Genomic DNA, 16561 nt, shown 5'->3' on the forward strand with positions numbered 1-16561 from the left:
GAGACTAAAGCTATTCAAGCTCAGTGCATTTTATTCTTTTAGAAAGAACGAAAGTGCGTTGTGAGTAATTCGCTGATTCCAAAACACCCTTATCTGAAAAATTCAAAGTAAGGCGAGCTGAAACGGGACCATCCGACCCCGTCACGGTGATCAGGCGCTGACCTTTTTTTACAGATTCAGAAAAGGACTTAGCATCAACCAGGAAACCGTAAGCCACACCATCACCCGCAAAAGAGATAAGATCTTGATCTAGCTCCATACGAATAGAACACTTGCCGTTAGATCCCGTTTTACCTTCTAAAATCTCAACAGCCAAAGCCGTCGAAGAGGCCGCCAAAATAAAGGTCAAAGCGGTTAGCACGAACTTTTTCATATCATCTCCAAGGGCCCGTCTTCGTCATTGATCTTGCAATTCCTACAAGAAAATCAGCTTAAAAGGCCCTAAAGGGGTTTAAAAACGATCAGATAAGCAATTAGCAAGGCCTATGCCCGTTTGTTTAAGTTTCCACCTTGATGGGATGAGGGTTTTTGGAATAGTGTCGGGCCCATAAAAATTGGGAACTAAAAAATTATGATTCAATCTCTTTTTCCGACGTCTGTTTATTTCGCTCCATTAGCCAGCAAAGATAAAAGCCTCAATAGCGATCTTAAAAAAGAGGCTCTGACATACGCGCGCATCGACGAAGAAGGCCAAGCCTGGTCCGCTAAGAATTATCCCGGTGGTTACACGTCCTACGGATCTATCGCGCAGTTAAATCAAGCGTCCACGACCTTTGAGATTTTAGAAAAAGAAATCAACAAGCACGTTCGCAAGTTTGTAAAACATCTTGAGATGGATATTGATCCCAAAGAACTTAAAATGACGTCATGCTGGGTGAACGTGATGCCGACCAACGTGATCCACACGATGCATTTACATCCCTTGTCGGTGATCAGCGGGACCTATTATGTGCAAACACCGAAAAACTCTTCGGCGATTAAGTTTGAAGATCCGCGTTTAGACAGCTTTATGGCCTCGCCACCGCGCAAACATAACGCCAAGGTGGCAAATCAAAGGCATCACTCCTTGCAGCCTCAGGAAGGTCACGTGGTGCTTTTTGAATCTTGGCTTCGCCATGAGGTCCCGGCCAACCAAGCCGACAAAGAGCGTATTAGCATCAGCTTTAATTACGGATGGGTTTAAAAGCCCTTAAAGAAGGCTACCAAGCGTAGCCTATTTTTCCACCTACACTGAATTGACCCGATTCATCAGACCTGTCCCAGTTTATTTTGGTCATAGATGCTTCGGCTCCGAAATCGACTCCCCGTTTGCAAGAGGTCAACCCTAAAGAGATCGACTGATGAACACCCTTATCTTCATAAGGCCCAAAGGTCGTACCAGCATCGCGCACATTGGTTTTCACTTCATGGACATTGTACACATACGAAAGATAAGGAACGATCTCTGCCAAGCGATAACCCACGCTTAATGCGGCCTGCTTCGTCGTGATTTCGGATTTGGCTGAATCATAACCCGCGTTTCCAGAAACATTGGTGGATTGTTCATTCGTGCCATAGCCTAATTGCCCTGCCGCCACCCATTGATCCGGTGTCAGGCCATGGTTTAAGAACTGCCAACGCAAACCCCAAGTTCCAACACTGTAAAAAGCTTCTAAACTGGGAATGATTCCTAAACTGCCATTCATACCCAGATTATTTACAAACGTCAGATCACTGGTATCTATGTTTTCATTAATTAGCACTTTATCGCGACGCGGAGGGTTTGAGGTGAAGTCATTAATGACGGTGACATTTGTCACGCCCGTCGCTGCCACCGAAACATGTCCGCCCCAAGTATTTTCGGCCGTGACCGGCACCGCAAAATGGTTGTTAGCAAATTTAAGGTTGTGAGAGCAAGAACAAAGAATAAGGCTGACGACGGTAAAAATAATTTTATTTGTGTTCATATTAAAAGCCTCTCAAGGCGCGGCAAAATAAGCAATGCCTTGAAACAATATTTCTTTGGGCCTATCGTAAATAAAAGGATTTCCGCTTGAAGACAAACACCGCCATTCACATTCGAGATGTTTCAAAAGCTTTTGCTTCTGAAAAACTGTTTCAAAGCTTGGATCTTGAAATTGACACGGGTGAATTCGTGACTCTTCTTGGGTCATCAGGTTGCGGAAAAACCACCGTATTGCGCATGCTCGCGGGTCTTGATTCGCCAACCAGCGGGCAGATCCATATCCCAGACCCTTTGAAACAATCCACGAGCTATGTGTTTCAAGATGCCAACTTGTTACCTTGGAAAACTGTCACAGAAAATGTGGCACTTCCGTTTCAAGTGGGATCATTAAAAGATAAATATTCTGTTACACAAATTCAGGAGATCTCACGAAATGCTTTAGCCAAAGTTCATTTAGAAAAGGCTGCGCACTTATTTCCCCATGAACTTTCTGGCGGCATGAAGATGCGCGTGTCACTGGCACGTGCTATAGCGACTTCGCCAAAGCTTCTTTTGATGGATGAGCCTTTTGCGGCTTTAGATGAAGTCACGCGTTTTGAAATGCAAAATCAACTTTTAGAGTTGTGGCAGACCGAAAAAATGACCATCGTTTTTGTCACTCACTCGTTGTTTGAAGCCGCTTATCTTTCCCAACGCGTGGTCTTGATGAAAAAATCAGGATCCATTAACCAAATAAAGCTCGATCTACCGGAAAAACGCGATGAAAAACTGCGCACCTCAGAAAAGATGATTCATATCGTGCAAGACCTTTCCGAAAGGTTTCGCGCATGAAAAAACATCTTCCGGCGTTTGTCTTTTTTATTGTGATCACCGCAAGTTTAGAGATTTTAGTCCAAACCGGAATTTTTAATTCAAGCCTGATCCCCGCACCTAGCCAGATAGTCGAGGTTTTAAAAGAAATGCACACGGACTTTCAATCTGCGTTTCTTGAAAGCTTTCTTAATGTTCTGATTGGATTCATTCTTAGCGTTATTGCCGGCATCTTTATTGCGTGCGTGTTTTCATTGTCTGATATCTTACGGCGAGCCATTTTACCTTTTGCGATTTTCTTTCAAACGGTTCCTATTATTGCGATTGCTCCGCTCTTGGTGATTTATTTTGGTTTCGGCGCGTCCACCGTGATTGCTTCAAGCTTTATTGTTTCTATTTTTCCCATGATCGCAAATACACTTTTAGGTCTAGAAAGCACGCAGCCTTCGCAAAGAGATCTGTTTTCTATCTATAAAGCCACACCCTGGGAAAGCCTGTGGCATCTAAAACTGCCTTCGGCATTTAATTCAATTTACGCCGGACTTAAAGTTTCAGCAGGCCTAGCCATCATTGGTGCTGTTGCCGGAGAGTTTGTGGCTGGGGGCGGATTAGGGGCGTTGATTGATTCAGCACGCACCCAACAGCGCGTGGACATTGTCTTTGCGGCTTTATTGCTATTATCTTTAATGGGACTTATTTTAATGGGCTCATTGGCTTTAATAAGAGCGTCATTGCTCAAGTTGCGTCCATGGACTTTTACAGAGGAAATATAAGATGAAATTTTTAAACGTCATTTTCGCGGTTCTTCTTTCGTGTGGATTATTAAATTTCGCTAAAGCAGCTGTGCCCACTTTCACACCTGTCACTCTTGCTCTTAATTGGAAAGCCGAGCCCGAGTTCGGTGGCTTTTACGCAGGTCAGATTTTAAACCATTACAGAGATCAAGGGTTGGATGTAAAAATTCAAGAAGGCGGCAGCGGAACTCCGACCATACAAATGCTTGCGAGCGGAAAACTTGATTTTGCCATCGTCAGTGCTGATGAAATCATCATTTCTCAAGATAGAAACAAAAATAACAAGGTCATTGCCTTATTTGCGACCTACCAAAAATCTCCATACATCATTATGACTCACGCGGAACGTAATTTTAAAAGCCTTAAAGATGTGTGGACGTCCGAAGGTATTCTTTCAATGCAGTCGGGCCTTCCCTATTACAAATTTTTACTGAACAAATGGGGCAAACCCAAAGCGAAGATCGTTCCTTACCTGGGCGGCGTCGGCAACTTCGTGAACGATAAGACATTTTCTCAGCAAGGATTCATAAGTACCGAGCCGGTATCAGCTGAAAGAGCAGGCGCAAAGACCAAAAACTTTATTATCGCCGACGAAGGTTTTAATCCGTACCTGGTGATCCTTGCCACAACTGAAAAAACACTTAAAGAAAAGCCCGAGTTAGTTAAAAAATTAATTCAAGGCACTCGCAATGGGTGGCAAGCCTACTTAAACAGTCCTGAGGCGACAAACAAACATATGGCGCAAATCAACAAAGCTTTGGATTTTGAAACCTTTCAAAAAGGCGCGAGTCTGCAAAAAGATTTGATCATAACGACAAAGAATGAAGCTTTGGGATCGATGACCAAAGAACGTTGGGAAGCTTTATCTCAGCAGATTTTTGAACTGAAGCTCATTAAAAACAAACCTAACTCAGCGGAGAGCTACTTCCGCTAAGTTAGTAACAAAATATTAAAGAACAGATAATTTCTCTTTAACCGCGGCCACCAGAAGTCTTTGCTTATTAATTTTCTTTAAAAGCTTATCAACCTGATCGCGGGTGACAACGTAGCCTTTGCGTTCATGCTTAGCAAACGAACCGACGGTTACCGCCACAAGAAACGCCGCCAGACTCACGTTAACAGCGATTTCGCCAGCGCGATAACTATGCCCCTGAATTAAACGTGATAGTAAGTAACTGAGCACACTAGTACCTAGGGCGATCGTCGTTCCCGCCGCCAAAGGAATATAGACTTTTTCCTCTTCTTTTAAGTTCTCCTGTGCATAAGCCAGGCGGATCGCATCCTCTTCAAGCATCTTTTCTAAAGTGGATAAGAGCGCATTCTTTTCGTCTAGGGTTAATGTACTTAATGATTCAGCTGTTTGCTCATCAGAAAGCCCGCTAAAGATTCGCGAAAGATCTCTCGGGCCTTCTGATTTTGCAAATGCGGGGGCCGCGGCTTGCATGGTCATGCAAAGGATCAATGCGGATAAAACGCTTTTTCTCATTTTCATGGTTTATTCCTTTTTAGTTAATCATTTCCTTAAATTCGATATTTTGTTCTTTAAGTGTTTTAATTTCATTTAACGAAAGATCCTTTTCGCTTTCAGTCAACGTGGGATCTCGCAGTCGCTCTTCATGCTGTATGATGAGTTCGTTGTTGGCCTCAGTTAGGATATCCACCAGTGCCAGATTCGTTGCATCCAGTTGACTGCTTAAGCCCTCGACCTTTGCTTTATTTAATTCTTCCGGCATCTGAAAAAACAGATACTCTATAAATATGATGACCAGAGCGGCGTTAAAAACCTTTACGCCCACAGTGTAAGCAAGATTCGAATCCACTTTTTTTAGCACATCCTTGGGAAGACTTTGGGGGTCTAAAGTCAGGCGCTGAATTTCTTCAGCGGTAAATTTCCTTTTAAGGCCCGGTAAATAGGTGGGCAGAAATACAGGACGCCCCAAAGTAGCAAGACTTGCGATATTCATCGCCATGTGTGCGCCACCCCACATAGACACAGATCGCAAATTTGAAGGCTCAGAAAATGTTTGAAGATATTTTTCAACACGCGAAGGATCTCTTAATAGTCCATTTGACTCTAACAAAGATTTTAGATCTTTTAAAAAGGCGCGCGAAGAAACTTCCCCTAATACTTGCGCTCTGCGGGCGGCATGAATGTTTAATGTTAAAAGATTTTTTATTTGCAGCGAATGGGCCTCTGATAAAGACACAATCTGGCGACTGAGTTTTGCAATTTGAACTTCAGACAAGTTTTCATAGCGAGCCAGTTTTACCAGTCGCTTTTCAAAACTGCGTGCTTGGCTTTTATTAAACCAATTCACATGCTGCTGGACCGATGGATCTCGCAAGGCTTCTCGAACGGTCGAAGTTGCAAAGATAGACTGACAGCGCGGCGCTAGGCCGTGAGCCATATCCATCCCAAAAAAGCTTAAGGCCATTCCTAAAGCCAAAAACTTTGATTTTCTTAAACCGTTAAACATGAGTCTTCTCCACCTTAATAATTTTAGGCAAAGATCGAACCCTCCCTCCCCCCTTTAAAACGGTTTTGAGAGCTTCAAATACCCTCTGAAGCCAATAAGGCTGCACAGGCGACCAATTCATGAACACCTGTTTCCACCCCTTGACCTGGTGCCCCAAATCGGATAGACATGACGGTCTTTTCCCAAGGGTAAAACTATGAAAATCAATTTAAATGAAATCCCCGAACAAGGGCGCGAATACAAGTTTGACCGCTCTGAAAAAGAGCTAACTCCTTGTTTAGACGATCTTATTAAAGGCGCGGCTTACACCACAGAATTTACTATTCGCCCACTCAATAGCCGTGATTTTGAGATGAAGGGTTGGATTAAAACCCAAACTCCTGAGATTTGCTCTCGCTGTGGGGCGGACTTTCAGTTCCAAGTGAACGCCAAATTCCATGAATTCTTACTTCCAAAAATGGATCAACCTCGCAATAGCCGCTATAGCCACGTCAATCACGTGAGCGATCTTCCTGTGGATGGTCCAGAAATGACCGAATACGAGGGAACCGAGTTTGATCTTGGGGAATACTTACATGAAGTGATCGCTCTTGCTGCGCCTTTTAATGTGGCACATCCACAAGATGGCAGCGTTGAGTGCCGAATTTATGAAAATCCCGAAGGCGGACAGGGCTTTAGCGTGAATAAAGATATTCCGCTGGAAAAGCCAGAGAGTCCTTTTGCGGCTCTTAAGAATTTAAAAATCAATTAAAGTGTTGATTTTTATCAGACTTTAGTTAATTTTACGTGCTTTGATTAAAATTGAACTCTGCAGAAGACGAAAGTCACTAAAAAACGTCCCTGCAAATTGCTATAAAGAGGTTTGAAATGCCAACTCCTAAGAAGAAAACATCTCGTTCTAAACGTGATATGCGCCGTTCACACGACGGCTTGACTGCCCCAGCTGTTGCTGTAGAAAAAAAGACTGGCGAATTAGTTCGTCCACACCGCGCATCTAAAGGTGCAGACGGCGCTCTTTACTACAAAGGCAAACAAATCAGCGCAGCGAAATAAGCTGCTGCTTGAATACATCTAACAGACAGGTTGAGGCTATGGCAGGGATGTTTCGCTCTCGAGTTGCAGGGATTGGCTCGTATCTTCCAGAAAAAGTTCTTTCGAACTTTGACTTGGAAAAGATGGTCGAGACTTCCGATTCATGGATCGTAGAACGAACAGGTATTGAGCGTCGCCATATCGCCGCTCCCGACCAAGCCACCTCAGACCTCTGTTTACAAGCATCTTTAAGAGCCATTGAAGATGCTAAAATCACCGTTAACGACATTGATATGATTATCGTGGGAACCGTCACAGGGGATCACCCAATGCCTTCCACCGCTTGTTACTTACAAAGTAAATTGGGCGCTCGGAAGGTTTTTGCTTTTGACGTCAATGCCGCTTGTTCGGGCTTTTTGTACGGTCTTTCTATCGCCGATCAATTCATTCGCACTGGCATGTATAAAAATATCCTTGTATGTGGGGCTGAAGTTTTAAGCCGTTACATGAACTACAAAGATCGCGAAACATGCATCCTTTTTGGCGATGGCGCCGGAGCATGGATTGTTACTCGCGCCAATCCGGGCGACACTCAAATTATTGAAAGCTCACACCTTCATGCCGATGGCGATCTGACGGAGCTTTTGACTTTACCAGCGGGTGGAAGCCGTATTCCGCAATCTCATGAAGCCGTTGAAAAAGGTTTGAATTACATGACCATGAAGGGCCGTGAGATTTTCAAAAATGCTGTCCGCACAATGGCTCAATGCTGTGAAGAGGCCTTAGCGGCAAATAATTTATCTATGGACCAAGTGGACTGGGTTGTTCCACACCAAGCCAATAAACGAATCATTGAAGCCGTCGCGGGACAATTCGATTTCCCCATGGAACGCGTGATTGTTTATGTGCAAGAGACTGGCAACACCTCTGCAGCTTCGATTCCACTTGCCTTCGATTGGGCTGTTAAAACTGGAAAAATCAAACGTGGTCAGACTATTTTGCTGACGGCCTTTGGTGCTGGTTTAACTTCCGGCAGCCTTTTAATGAGGTATTAAAATATGTTTACACTCGCATTCCCTGGACAAGGCAGCCAACAACCTGGCATGGGCCGGTTTTTATTCGATAATTTTGGTATCGCCAAAGAAACTTTCGAAGAAGGATCTGAGGCCTTAAAACAAGATATGAAAAAGCTGTGCTTTGAAGGCAGCGAAGCTGATCTTGCCTTGACGGAAAATACTCAACCTGCACTGTTGCTTGTTTCTACAGCGACGCAAAGAGTTCTGAATAAAGAATTCAATATCAAGGTTCAATCAGCAGCCGGTCACTCGATTGGTGAATATGCAGCATTAGTCGCCGCAGGCGTAACTCGCTTTGATGAATCCATGCGCGCCGTACGCACGCGTGGCCAAGCCATGCAATCAGCTGTTCCTGTCGGTAAAGGCGGAATGGTGGCGATGTTAGGACTTGAACCGGATCAAGTAGAAACGCTTTGCCAATGGGTTGTTAAAAATTCTGGCGCGGGTCCGTTGTCTGCAGCTAACTTCAATTCTCCGGGTCAAATTGTGATCTCTGGATCACAAAATGCGATCAACTGGATGAAAGATAACTTTAAACCTGAAGCTGTCTGGGGAGCGGATGCTCCGAAACGCGCAAAAATGATTCCTCTGTCGGTTTCCGCTCCATTTCACTGTGAAATGATGAAGCCTGCAGAAGACAAAATGCGCGAAGTCTTGACCGCGATGGAGTTTAAAACGGCTGCCTTCCCTATTGTTCAAAACTTCCACGCCAAACTTGAAACCGACGGTTCTGTTTTGCGTGAAAACTTGATTCGTCAGGTTTCTGCTCCGGTGCGTTGGACGCAAAGTATGGAAGTTTTAAAGAGCCAAGGTCATTCGCAAATTATTGAGTGTGGCGCCGGGAAAGTCGTTCAGGGCTTGCTTAAAAAGATCGACGGTGAATTTTTCAAAGTCTTCACAACAACTAGCATGGAAGATATTAAAACCATTGAAGATTTTTTGAAGGCTTCGAGTCATTGAAAATTTCTTGAGCTTTAATTCAAGTTCAGCCACAGTGTGCTGAAAAGGAAACAGTAAGGAACCCTAATGGCAAATAAGTCTCTTCAAGGCAAAAAGATCGTAGTCACTGGCGGAAGCCGTGGCATTGGTGCTTCTATTGTGAAGTTGCTGGCCGATGAAGGTGCTCAAGTGGCGTTTACTTACTCGTCTCGCGAAGAATCCGCTCAACAGGTCGCTCACCAACTCAGTGGCGAAGGTCATTTTTATATTAAGATGGATATTGCCAACGAAGCTTCCGTAAACGAAGCCGTGGATCATATCTTAGAAAAATGGCCTGACATTGACGGTGTTGTGAATAATGCCGGGATCACTAAGGATCAACTTTTAATTCGCATGAAAGCCGAAGATTTTGATTCTGTGATCAACACCAACTTGCGCGGGACCTTCTTGGTTACCAAAGCTTTCACCAAACCTATGATGAAAGCGCGCAAAGGTTCGATTGTTAATATTACTTCTATTATCGGTGAAACTGGAAATGCGGGACAAGCAAACTACGCGGCTTCGAAAGCTGGGACTATTGCGTTTGCAAAGTCAGTGGCTTTAGAACTGGCTTCTCGCAACGTGCGCGTGAATAACGTGGCACCTGGCTTTATCGGCACAGAGATGACCGAGGTGCTTTCAGAAGACGTGAAGGCTAAAATGATGGAGCGCATTCCATTAGCTAAAATCGGCGAAGGACAGGATGTTGCGCAGGCCGTAAGATTTTTATTGAGTGATGAATCTAAATATATCACTGGTCACACGCTAGATGTGAACGGTGGTATGCATATGAATTAGTTTTTAAAATTGCAGGAGATTTGAATTATGATGAATGAATTAGGAGGCCACATGGCAATTCACCCAAAAGTTAAAGATATTATCGTTGAACAACTTGGCGTAGATCCAGATAAAGTTAAAGCGGAAGCTTCTTTCATCGACGATCTAGGCGCAGACAGCCTTGATATCGTTGAGCTAGTCATGGCTATGGAAGAAGAGTTCGATCTTGAAATCCCAGACGAAGACGCTGAAAAGCTTAAAACTGTTCAAGACGTTGCTTCTTACCTAGAAAAAAAAGGTAAAGCGTAGGCTTTATGACCTCCCGCTTTGAACGTCCGTCTAAACCTCAAAGAAGAGTTGTTGTCACTGGCGTGGGCGCCGTCACTCCCCTTGGTAATTCTATCGAGGAGAGCTGGCAAAATGCCCTAGCTGGAAAATCCGGGATCGCGAAGATCACGAAATTTGACACGACAGGATTTGATGTGACTTTTGCTGGTGAAGTGAAAGGCTTTCAAGCCGATCAATACATCGAGAAAAAAGAGCAAAAGAAGATGGACGAGTTCATTCACTATTCCATCGCAGCTTCAAAAATGGCTATTGATATGGCCAAATTGGAGCTGACCGATGAAGTGAAAAACCAAACGGGAGTTATTATCGGCGTTGGTATCGGCGGTCTTTCAAATATCGAAGAGACCTCGATCAAAATGAAAGAGCGTGGACCTGGTCGTATCAGCCCGTTCTTCATCCCTTCTGTCATCACCAACTTGGCAGCAGGACAAGTCACTATTTCTTTAGGACTTAAAGGCCCCAATTATTCTGTTACATCGGCTTGCGCTTCGGGTGTTCACTCGATCGGTGATGCTGTTCGCTATATTCGCGATGGCGACACGGATGTGATGTTAGCTGGAGGTGCTGAAAGCACGATCTGCGGACTTGCCGTGGGTGGTTTTGCAGCGATGCGCGCCCTTTCAACTCGCAACGAGGCTCCCGAAAAAGCCAGCCGTCCTTGGGATAAAGACCGTGATGGTTTTGTCTTAGGTGAAGGGGCTGCGGTTCTTGTCTTAGAATCTTTAGAACATGCTGAAAAGCGTGGCGCTAAAATCTTATGCGAAGTCACAGGTTATGGTGTTTCTTCCGATGCCTATCACATGACATCTCCTGCGCCCGAAGGTGCCGGCGGATATCAAGCGATGGCCATGGCGTTGAAAGACTCTGGTCTTCAAGCTTCAGAAATTAATTATATCAATGCTCACGGAACAAGCACGCCGGTGGGTGACGGACTTGAATCAATGGCCATCAAACGCCTTATGGGTGATGCCGCGAAAAAAGTCTGGGTTTCTAGTACGAAATCAATGACAGGTCACGCTTTGGGTGCGGCCGGAGCAATCGAATCGGCATTTTGCGTGATGGCAATTCGCGATCAAAAAGTTCCGCCAACAATCAACTTAGAAAATCCAAGTGAAGATTGTGACTTGGACTATGTTCCTCACAAAATGCGTGAAGGAAAAATCGATAACGTTTTAAACAACAGTTTCGGTTTCGGCGGCACAAACGCCAGTATGATCTTTTCAAAATATATTAAGGGATAAAAAGAATGAGAATCTATGTCGGTTGCGATCACGCTGGGTTGGAATTAAAACTTAAAGTGATGGCAGCTCTGCCAGACATCGACTGGCAAGACATGGGCACTCACTCCCCTGACTCGACCGATTATCCTGATTACGCCAATAAAGTCTGTGAAAAGATCACGGAAGAAGAACTTTCCAATAAAAAACACAACATCATTGACCCTTTAGACGGAAAAGCTCTAGGTCTTCTTATCTGTGGCTCGGGCCAAGGTATGGCCATCAGAGCAAATCGCTTTTCGAATGTTCGTGCAGCACTTTGCTGGAATGAAGACATCGCCAGACTGTCTCGCCAACACAACAACGCCAACATCCTGTGCCTGGGACAAAGATTTGTTCCGCCTGATGCGGCTTTAAAAATACTTAAAGTATTTCTTGAAACAAAATTCGAAGGCGGCCGCCATCAGAATAGAGTGAATAAACTTTCAAACGACACTGGTTGTTGAGACTTCGCTTTTTAAACATTTAAAGGAATACTTCTAAGAACCCGCACCAAGCATCCACGCTTAGGAGTATTTATGCATTCTACGTCTTTACCGTTATCCGAAGTCGATTCTGAAATTTTCACCGCGATTCAAAAAGAGTCCCAGAGACAACAATACGGTCTAGAAATGATCGCTTCTGAAAACTACACATCACGTGCGGTGATGGAAGCTCAAGGTTCCATTTTAACAAACAAATACGCCGAAGGTTACCCGAACAAACGTTATTACGGCGGCTGCGTGAACGTAGACACGGTTGAAACCTTGGCCATTGAACGCGCTAAAAAACTATTCAATGTTCATTACGCCAACGTTCAGCCCCATTCTGGTTCGCAAGCAAATATGGCCGTCTACCTCGCAGCTTGCAAAGCGGGCGACACTATCTTGGGTATGGACCTTTCTCACGGGGGACATTTAACTCACGGCTCGCCAGTGAATTTTAGCGGCATGCTATTTAAAGCGGCTTCTTATAAACTGGATACAGAAACAGGTCGCATTAATTACGACACCATCCGCGCCACGGCCAAAGAAACCAAGCCTTCGCTAATTATTGCTGGCTACAGCGCTTACCCGCGCACTTTGGATTTTGCCAAGTTTAAAGAAATCGCGGATGAAGTCGGCGCGCAACTGCTTGTCGACATGGCTCACTTTGCGGGCCTTGTTGCGACGGGACATCATCCGTCACCGGCGGGCTTAGCCGATTACATCACCACAACCACTCACAAAACATTACGTGGTCCTCGTGGCGGGATGATTCTGACAAATTCAGAGGAAAAAGCCAAAGTCATGAACTCGCGCATTTTCCCGGGCATTCAAGGGGGACCTCTTGAACACGTGATCGCGGGCAAGGCCGTGGCTTTCGGCGAGGCTTTAAAACCGGAATTTAAAAAATACAGCGAAAACGTGATTAAGAATGCCAAGGTTTTAGCAGAAGAGATGCTGTCTTTGGGATTTAAACTTGTCACGGGTGGTACCGACAACCATTTGATTTTGGTTGATTTAAGTGATCGCGAAATCACTGGCAAACTTGCTGAGACTTCCCTTGATGAAGCCGGCATCACCGTGAATAAAAACACCGTTCCCAATGAAAAGCGTTCGCCATTTGTGACAAGCGGTGTACGTATTGGGACACCTGCATTGACAACTCGCGGGATGGGTCCGACAGAAATGAAGCAAATTGCCAAATGGATTTCACAAGTTCTAACGAACCCTGAAGATGCTGCTTTAAAAGGCAAAATCCACGAGGACGTAAAACAATTATGTAAAGGCTTTCCTCTGTATTAAGCAGACGAATTCTGGCCAAAAGTAAGACCAGAATTCGTCTCTAATATGTCGTATTTTTAAGCCCTCGATTTGAATTTAACACTTTGGATTCGAGGGCTTATTAAGTATAATCAAAGCATGACAGCAGGATGGACAACGTTTGCACGCATTGCCGGAAGTATTTTTTTAGTAGGGATTTTAGGTTCCTGTGCGACCTATCATACTCCCCTTTCGCGTGAATACACCTCGACGGGAGCCACCGCAAAACGTTCTGTCGCTTATGACAGCAACCCCGCCGTGATCCAAGAAGAAATGATGACCTTTGATTGGCCGGTAGACCGGGCGCGCATGACGCGTGGGTTTTTACCTAAAAAACGCCGTCCTCATTTGGGCATCGACTTAGCGGCTCCGAAAGGAACGCCGATTTTAGCTTCGCAAGCCGGTACCGTCATCTATGCGGGTCGCGAGTTTCGTGGTTACGGCAAAATGGTTTTGATTGAATCCGGAAATGGCTTTGCCACTTTATATGCCCACTTTGATAAAATCCTTGTTGCTGAAGGACAGAAAGTTCGCCAAGGCGAAGTGATCGGCGCCATGGGCCGCACCGGCCGCGCGACGGGCGTCCATTTGCACTTTGAAGTTCGTAAAAACCGTGGGCCCATTGACCCACTTCCGTTGCTTCCACAGATCTCAACGGCGGGACGTTAAAACTAGCCTCGTCGTCGGTTTTAAAACTCATGACAGCCTCAATGTCCTCACTTAGCCTTTTTAAGTAGTACGAAAAAGTACACCGCTTTAAGGAGGCTTTTATGCTTTTATCATTTCGTCAGACTTTGATTGGTTGCGCTGTCGCCCTTTCGACAGCTTTCACCGCGGCTCAGGCGGACGTCACAGGCCTGTGGCAAGGTTACGGGTCTTGGACTTATGACGGCTCTTCTATACCTTGCTTATTGACGATCCGCTTTGAAGAAAACCAAACTCACGTGCGCCGCCATAAAGGCCAATTGCAATGCGATGTTTTAACCATGCACTCTGACCCCTTGATGTGGCAAAAAAATGGCTCTGAGCTTCTTTTAGAAGGCGAAATGGCAGGCTCTTGGAGTGAGAACGGAATTAAAACTGAAGAGCTGGCCGGAGATAATATTAAAGTTAGCACCGATCTTAACGCCGCGACCGGCGAATACCACGAAGTTTGGTCTAGAGTTTCTGATGGCGCGATCTTTTATGATATCCGCGCGAACTTGAAAAGATCTAAGTAAGATCGCTCTGAATTTAAAAATAAAAAAGCCCACGTTTTTGCGTGGGCTTTTTCGTTTCTTAATTTCGTAAGAAATTAGAATACGTTGATAGTCGCGTTAACACCTACGTTGGTAGTGTCCGCTTTCATGTACTCAGGAGCGAATTGGAAGTTCGGGTACAAGTAGAAATCACGAGCAACCGCGATACCAAGACCTACTGATTGAGTCCACATATTGTGATAGAAAGAGTCAGCAGCATCGTCACGATAGTGATCGAAAGTCGCTGGACGGAATACCGTTCTGAAAGAATAAGTATCGTTGAATGCATACTCTACGAATGGGTATACACCCAAAGTGTAGTCTGTACGGCCACCTTCTACATTAGAAAGTGTGTCATCAGAGTTAGGGCCGTCACCGAAGAAACCGTAGTCAAGAGTGACTGCGATACCTGGTTGCCAGTTTGTATTTGGGATTTCACCCAAGATAGTCCAACCGAAGCTTGTAGAAGCAACATAGTTTGCTTCAGTGTACGCGGGACGAGTTTCCCAGCTGCCAGAAGCACTTACGTTTTGTTGCAAGCCCATTGCGCGGAAAGAACGTGACCAAGAAGCGTATGGATTCGATACGTAGGCTTTTCTTGCGCTGTTTTGGTTTGTAGTTTCTTCGATAGAGTTATGAAGCGGAGTCAAGATAGACACGCCCGTACCCAAACGAACTGAATCACGCTTAGACAAACGATAAGCAACTGCAACGTCTGCTGCGAATACTGTGCTTGAATCTTTGCTTGCTACGCCGGCGTAGTTAGGACGTACTTTACCCATTGGATCTTCAAGGCTGCCACCGTTATAAACTAGGTCAGCAGAGACAGACCAAAGAGATTTAGAACCAGATTCCGCACGCATTTTTGCGTTCGTGATCTCTTCGTCAAGGTCGCCCCCAACTTTTTCTTCAGACTTTTGCACGTCTGATACTTTTACTGTGCTTGTGTTTGCGTTTTGGTTTTCTTCTTGCGCGTGTGCCGCTGTAGTAACCAAAGACCCCGCCAAAATCAGTGATAATAGAACTTGTTGTTTCACTGTTTTCCCTTTCGTTTTTTGTTTAAAAAATCCCCAAAATTAAATTCAAAATTTCATAATCACGGCTCGCTTTTTTGAGACCATGAGTCATTTACATTCAGTAGTCCCAATTTGGGCCTGCCTGGACGTAATGAGCAAGTAAGGTGCCACGACTTTGGTTGCGTATCAACACCAATTCCTGACGAAATCTTGTTTTAATCTAGCTTATATTCGATTTGGGAATAATTTTTAGTAAATTTGCGCCGCGCGATAGCAGAGCATAGGAAGGGAGCCTAGGAACCGGTGTACTTTTTACACCGGCTCCTCGTTGAAAACTACTTGATATAGGTGCCTGAAGTGGCGTTGCCGTTCAGGTATCCGACCATGACTGTTCCATCATACATGTCAGCACTTGTCCATGCGTTCGCACGAACCAACGGCAAAGCTCTTTCTGCTTTTAGTTTTGCGTAACGATCTAGACTTGTCGTGGACACCTCAAAATATTTGCGAACGCCTTCTTGGATCACCAACTTATTGTCTTTATATGCATTCACTAAAACGTAATAAGCCGTGCAGTTCGCATTGGCGCATACGGCCGCCGCATCAATTCTGACGTTATTACCCACATTCATCGTGCCCGTTCTTAGTTCCAAAGCCGCGTGGCGTGTGGTGAGGGAAAATTGATAATTATTAATAGCAACCACGGAAGTCATGACTTTTTCAGAACCGTTAAGGGCTCTATCAATCTTGACGATATCGATATCAATACCTTCACCAAGAGCAACTTGGTCAGCGGCCGCCGTTTCTTCAACGTTCGTCGCTTCCGCACCCATCTTGTTGGTTTTGTACTTTGCAGCGAAATCAGAATCTTTCTTCGCGCAAGCTGATAAAGCCAAAGCAGCGATAAGAACTGCGGTAAATGGTTTAAATGATTTCATAACAAAGCCTCCATAAATAAAAGATCTACACGAGGCTATAATGCAAGGTCTTGGCCAGACAGCAGATGGGC

The 16561-nt window shown here is 44.9% G+C and carries 21 protein-coding genes; 15 read left to right on the plus strand and 6 right to left on the minus strand.

The annotated features are described in order from the left end of the window. Positions 1 to 10: 10 nt before the first annotated feature. Entirely contained in the window at positions 11 to 373 is a 363-nt protein-coding gene (locus AZI86_RS13970; RefSeq protein WP_061835812.1) for a hypothetical protein, read from the minus strand. Between the two features lie 198 nt (positions 374 to 571). Between AZI86_RS13970 and AZI86_RS13975 the strand changes: the two genes are divergently transcribed. Then, entirely contained in the window at positions 572 to 1183 is a 612-nt protein-coding gene (locus tag AZI86_RS13975; RefSeq protein ID WP_061835813.1) for a 2OG-Fe(II) oxygenase family protein, read from the plus strand. A 16-nt stretch (positions 1184 to 1199) separates the two neighbouring features. Here AZI86_RS13975 and AZI86_RS13980 read toward each other — a convergent pair whose 3' ends face one another. Beyond that, positions 1200 to 1946: a hypothetical protein gene (locus AZI86_RS13980; RefSeq protein ID WP_061835814.1), complete on the minus strand. Its 747-nt coding sequence runs from the start codon at positions 1944 to 1946 to the stop codon at positions 1200 to 1202. 86 nt (positions 1947 to 2032) lie between these two features. Between AZI86_RS13980 and AZI86_RS13985 the strand changes: the two genes are divergently transcribed. The 3 genes from AZI86_RS13985 to AZI86_RS13995 are packed head-to-tail and all read left to right on the plus strand — an operon-like array spanning position 2033 to position 4483. Then, positions 2033 to 2776: an ABC transporter ATP-binding protein gene (locus AZI86_RS13985; protein ID WP_061835815.1), complete on the plus strand. Its 744-nt coding sequence runs from the start codon at positions 2033 to 2035 to the stop codon at positions 2774 to 2776. Then, positions 2773 to 3528, plus strand: coding sequence for an ABC transporter permease (locus tag AZI86_RS13990; RefSeq protein ID WP_061835816.1), 756 nt, complete (start codon positions 2773 to 2775; stop codon positions 3526 to 3528). Before AZI86_RS13985 ends, AZI86_RS13990 begins: the two co-directional genes overlap by 4 nt. A gap of 1 nt (position 3529) precedes the next feature. Next, positions 3530 to 4483, plus strand: coding sequence for an ABC transporter substrate-binding protein (locus AZI86_RS13995; RefSeq protein WP_081111942.1), 954 nt, complete (start codon positions 3530 to 3532; stop codon positions 4481 to 4483). A gap of 15 nt (positions 4484 to 4498) precedes the next feature. Here the strand turns inward: AZI86_RS13995 and AZI86_RS14000 are convergent, their stop codons facing one another. Beyond that, entirely contained in the window at positions 4499 to 5041 is a 543-nt protein-coding gene (locus AZI86_RS14000; RefSeq protein WP_061835817.1) for a hypothetical protein, read from the minus strand. A gap of 13 nt (positions 5042 to 5054) precedes the next feature. Beyond that, the gene (locus AZI86_RS14005) at positions 5055 to 6026 is read right to left on the minus strand and encodes a hypothetical protein (RefSeq protein WP_061835818.1); all 972 of its coding nucleotides are present in this window, start codon (positions 6024 to 6026) and stop codon (positions 5055 to 5057) included. Between the two features lie 196 nt (positions 6027 to 6222). Between AZI86_RS14005 and AZI86_RS14010 the strand changes: the two genes are divergently transcribed. From AZI86_RS14010 to AZI86_RS14060, 11 genes are all read left to right on the plus strand, one after another. After that, entirely contained in the window at positions 6223 to 6777 is a 555-nt protein-coding gene (locus AZI86_RS14010; RefSeq protein ID WP_061835819.1) for a YceD family protein, read from the plus strand. A gap of 116 nt (positions 6778 to 6893) precedes the next feature. Continuing rightward, the gene (gene rpmF, locus AZI86_RS14015; protein ID WP_061835820.1) at positions 6894 to 7079 is read left to right on the plus strand and encodes a 50S ribosomal protein L32; all 186 of its coding nucleotides are present in this window, start codon (positions 6894 to 6896) and stop codon (positions 7077 to 7079) included. 38 nt (positions 7080 to 7117) lie between these two features. Beyond that, positions 7118 to 8113, plus strand: a complete 996-nt coding sequence (locus tag AZI86_RS14020) for a beta-ketoacyl-ACP synthase III (protein WP_061835821.1) — start codon at positions 7118 to 7120, stop codon at positions 8111 to 8113. A 3-nt stretch (positions 8114 to 8116) separates the two neighbouring features. Continuing rightward, complete coding sequence (gene fabD / locus AZI86_RS14025) at positions 8117 to 9094, plus strand: ACP S-malonyltransferase (RefSeq protein WP_061835822.1); 978 nt, start codon at positions 8117 to 8119, stop codon at positions 9092 to 9094. 66 nt (positions 9095 to 9160) lie between these two features. Further along, a complete protein-coding gene (fabG, locus tag AZI86_RS14030) occupies positions 9161 to 9910 on the plus strand; it encodes a 3-oxoacyl-[acyl-carrier-protein] reductase (protein ID WP_061835823.1) in 750 nt (249 codons plus the stop codon). Positions 9911 to 9961: 51 nt separating this feature from the next. Beyond that, a complete protein-coding gene (gene acpP / locus AZI86_RS14035) occupies positions 9962 to 10198 on the plus strand; it encodes an acyl carrier protein (protein WP_011164461.1) in 237 nt (78 codons plus the stop codon). 5 nt (positions 10199 to 10203) lie between these two features. Further along, complete coding sequence (gene fabF, locus AZI86_RS14040) at positions 10204 to 11478, plus strand: beta-ketoacyl-ACP synthase II (RefSeq protein ID WP_061835824.1); 1275 nt, start codon at positions 10204 to 10206, stop codon at positions 11476 to 11478. A gap of 5 nt (positions 11479 to 11483) precedes the next feature. After that, the gene (gene rpiB, locus AZI86_RS14045) at positions 11484 to 11960 is read left to right on the plus strand and encodes a ribose 5-phosphate isomerase B (RefSeq protein WP_061835826.1); all 477 of its coding nucleotides are present in this window, start codon (positions 11484 to 11486) and stop codon (positions 11958 to 11960) included. A gap of 72 nt (positions 11961 to 12032) precedes the next feature. Next, positions 12033 to 13280: a serine hydroxymethyltransferase gene (glyA, locus tag AZI86_RS14050; RefSeq protein ID WP_061835828.1), complete on the plus strand. Its 1248-nt coding sequence runs from the start codon at positions 12033 to 12035 to the stop codon at positions 13278 to 13280. A 117-nt stretch (positions 13281 to 13397) separates the two neighbouring features. Beyond that, positions 13398 to 13967: a M23 family metallopeptidase gene (locus AZI86_RS14055; RefSeq protein WP_081111944.1), complete on the plus strand. Its 570-nt coding sequence runs from the start codon at positions 13398 to 13400 to the stop codon at positions 13965 to 13967. Between the two features lie 101 nt (positions 13968 to 14068). Continuing rightward, positions 14069 to 14518, plus strand: a complete 450-nt coding sequence (locus AZI86_RS14060) for a hypothetical protein (protein WP_061835829.1) — start codon at positions 14069 to 14071, stop codon at positions 14516 to 14518. A gap of 74 nt (positions 14519 to 14592) precedes the next feature. Here AZI86_RS14060 and AZI86_RS14065 read toward each other — a convergent pair whose 3' ends face one another. Together AZI86_RS14065 and AZI86_RS14070 are read right to left on the minus strand one after the other, a co-directional pair. Continuing rightward, positions 14593 to 15573, minus strand: a complete 981-nt coding sequence (locus tag AZI86_RS14065; protein ID WP_061835831.1) for a hypothetical protein — start codon at positions 15571 to 15573, stop codon at positions 14593 to 14595. A gap of 314 nt (positions 15574 to 15887) precedes the next feature. Further along, complete coding sequence (locus tag AZI86_RS14070; protein ID WP_061835833.1) at positions 15888 to 16490, minus strand: hypothetical protein; 603 nt, start codon at positions 16488 to 16490, stop codon at positions 15888 to 15890. Between the last annotated feature and the right edge of the window lie 71 nt (positions 16491 to 16561).

Origin of the sequence: Bdellovibrio bacteriovorus (assembly GCF_001592735.1) — a bacterium.
Lineage (GTDB): Bacteria > Bdellovibrionota > Bdellovibrionia > Bdellovibrionales > Bdellovibrionaceae > Bdellovibrio > Bdellovibrio bacteriovorus_D.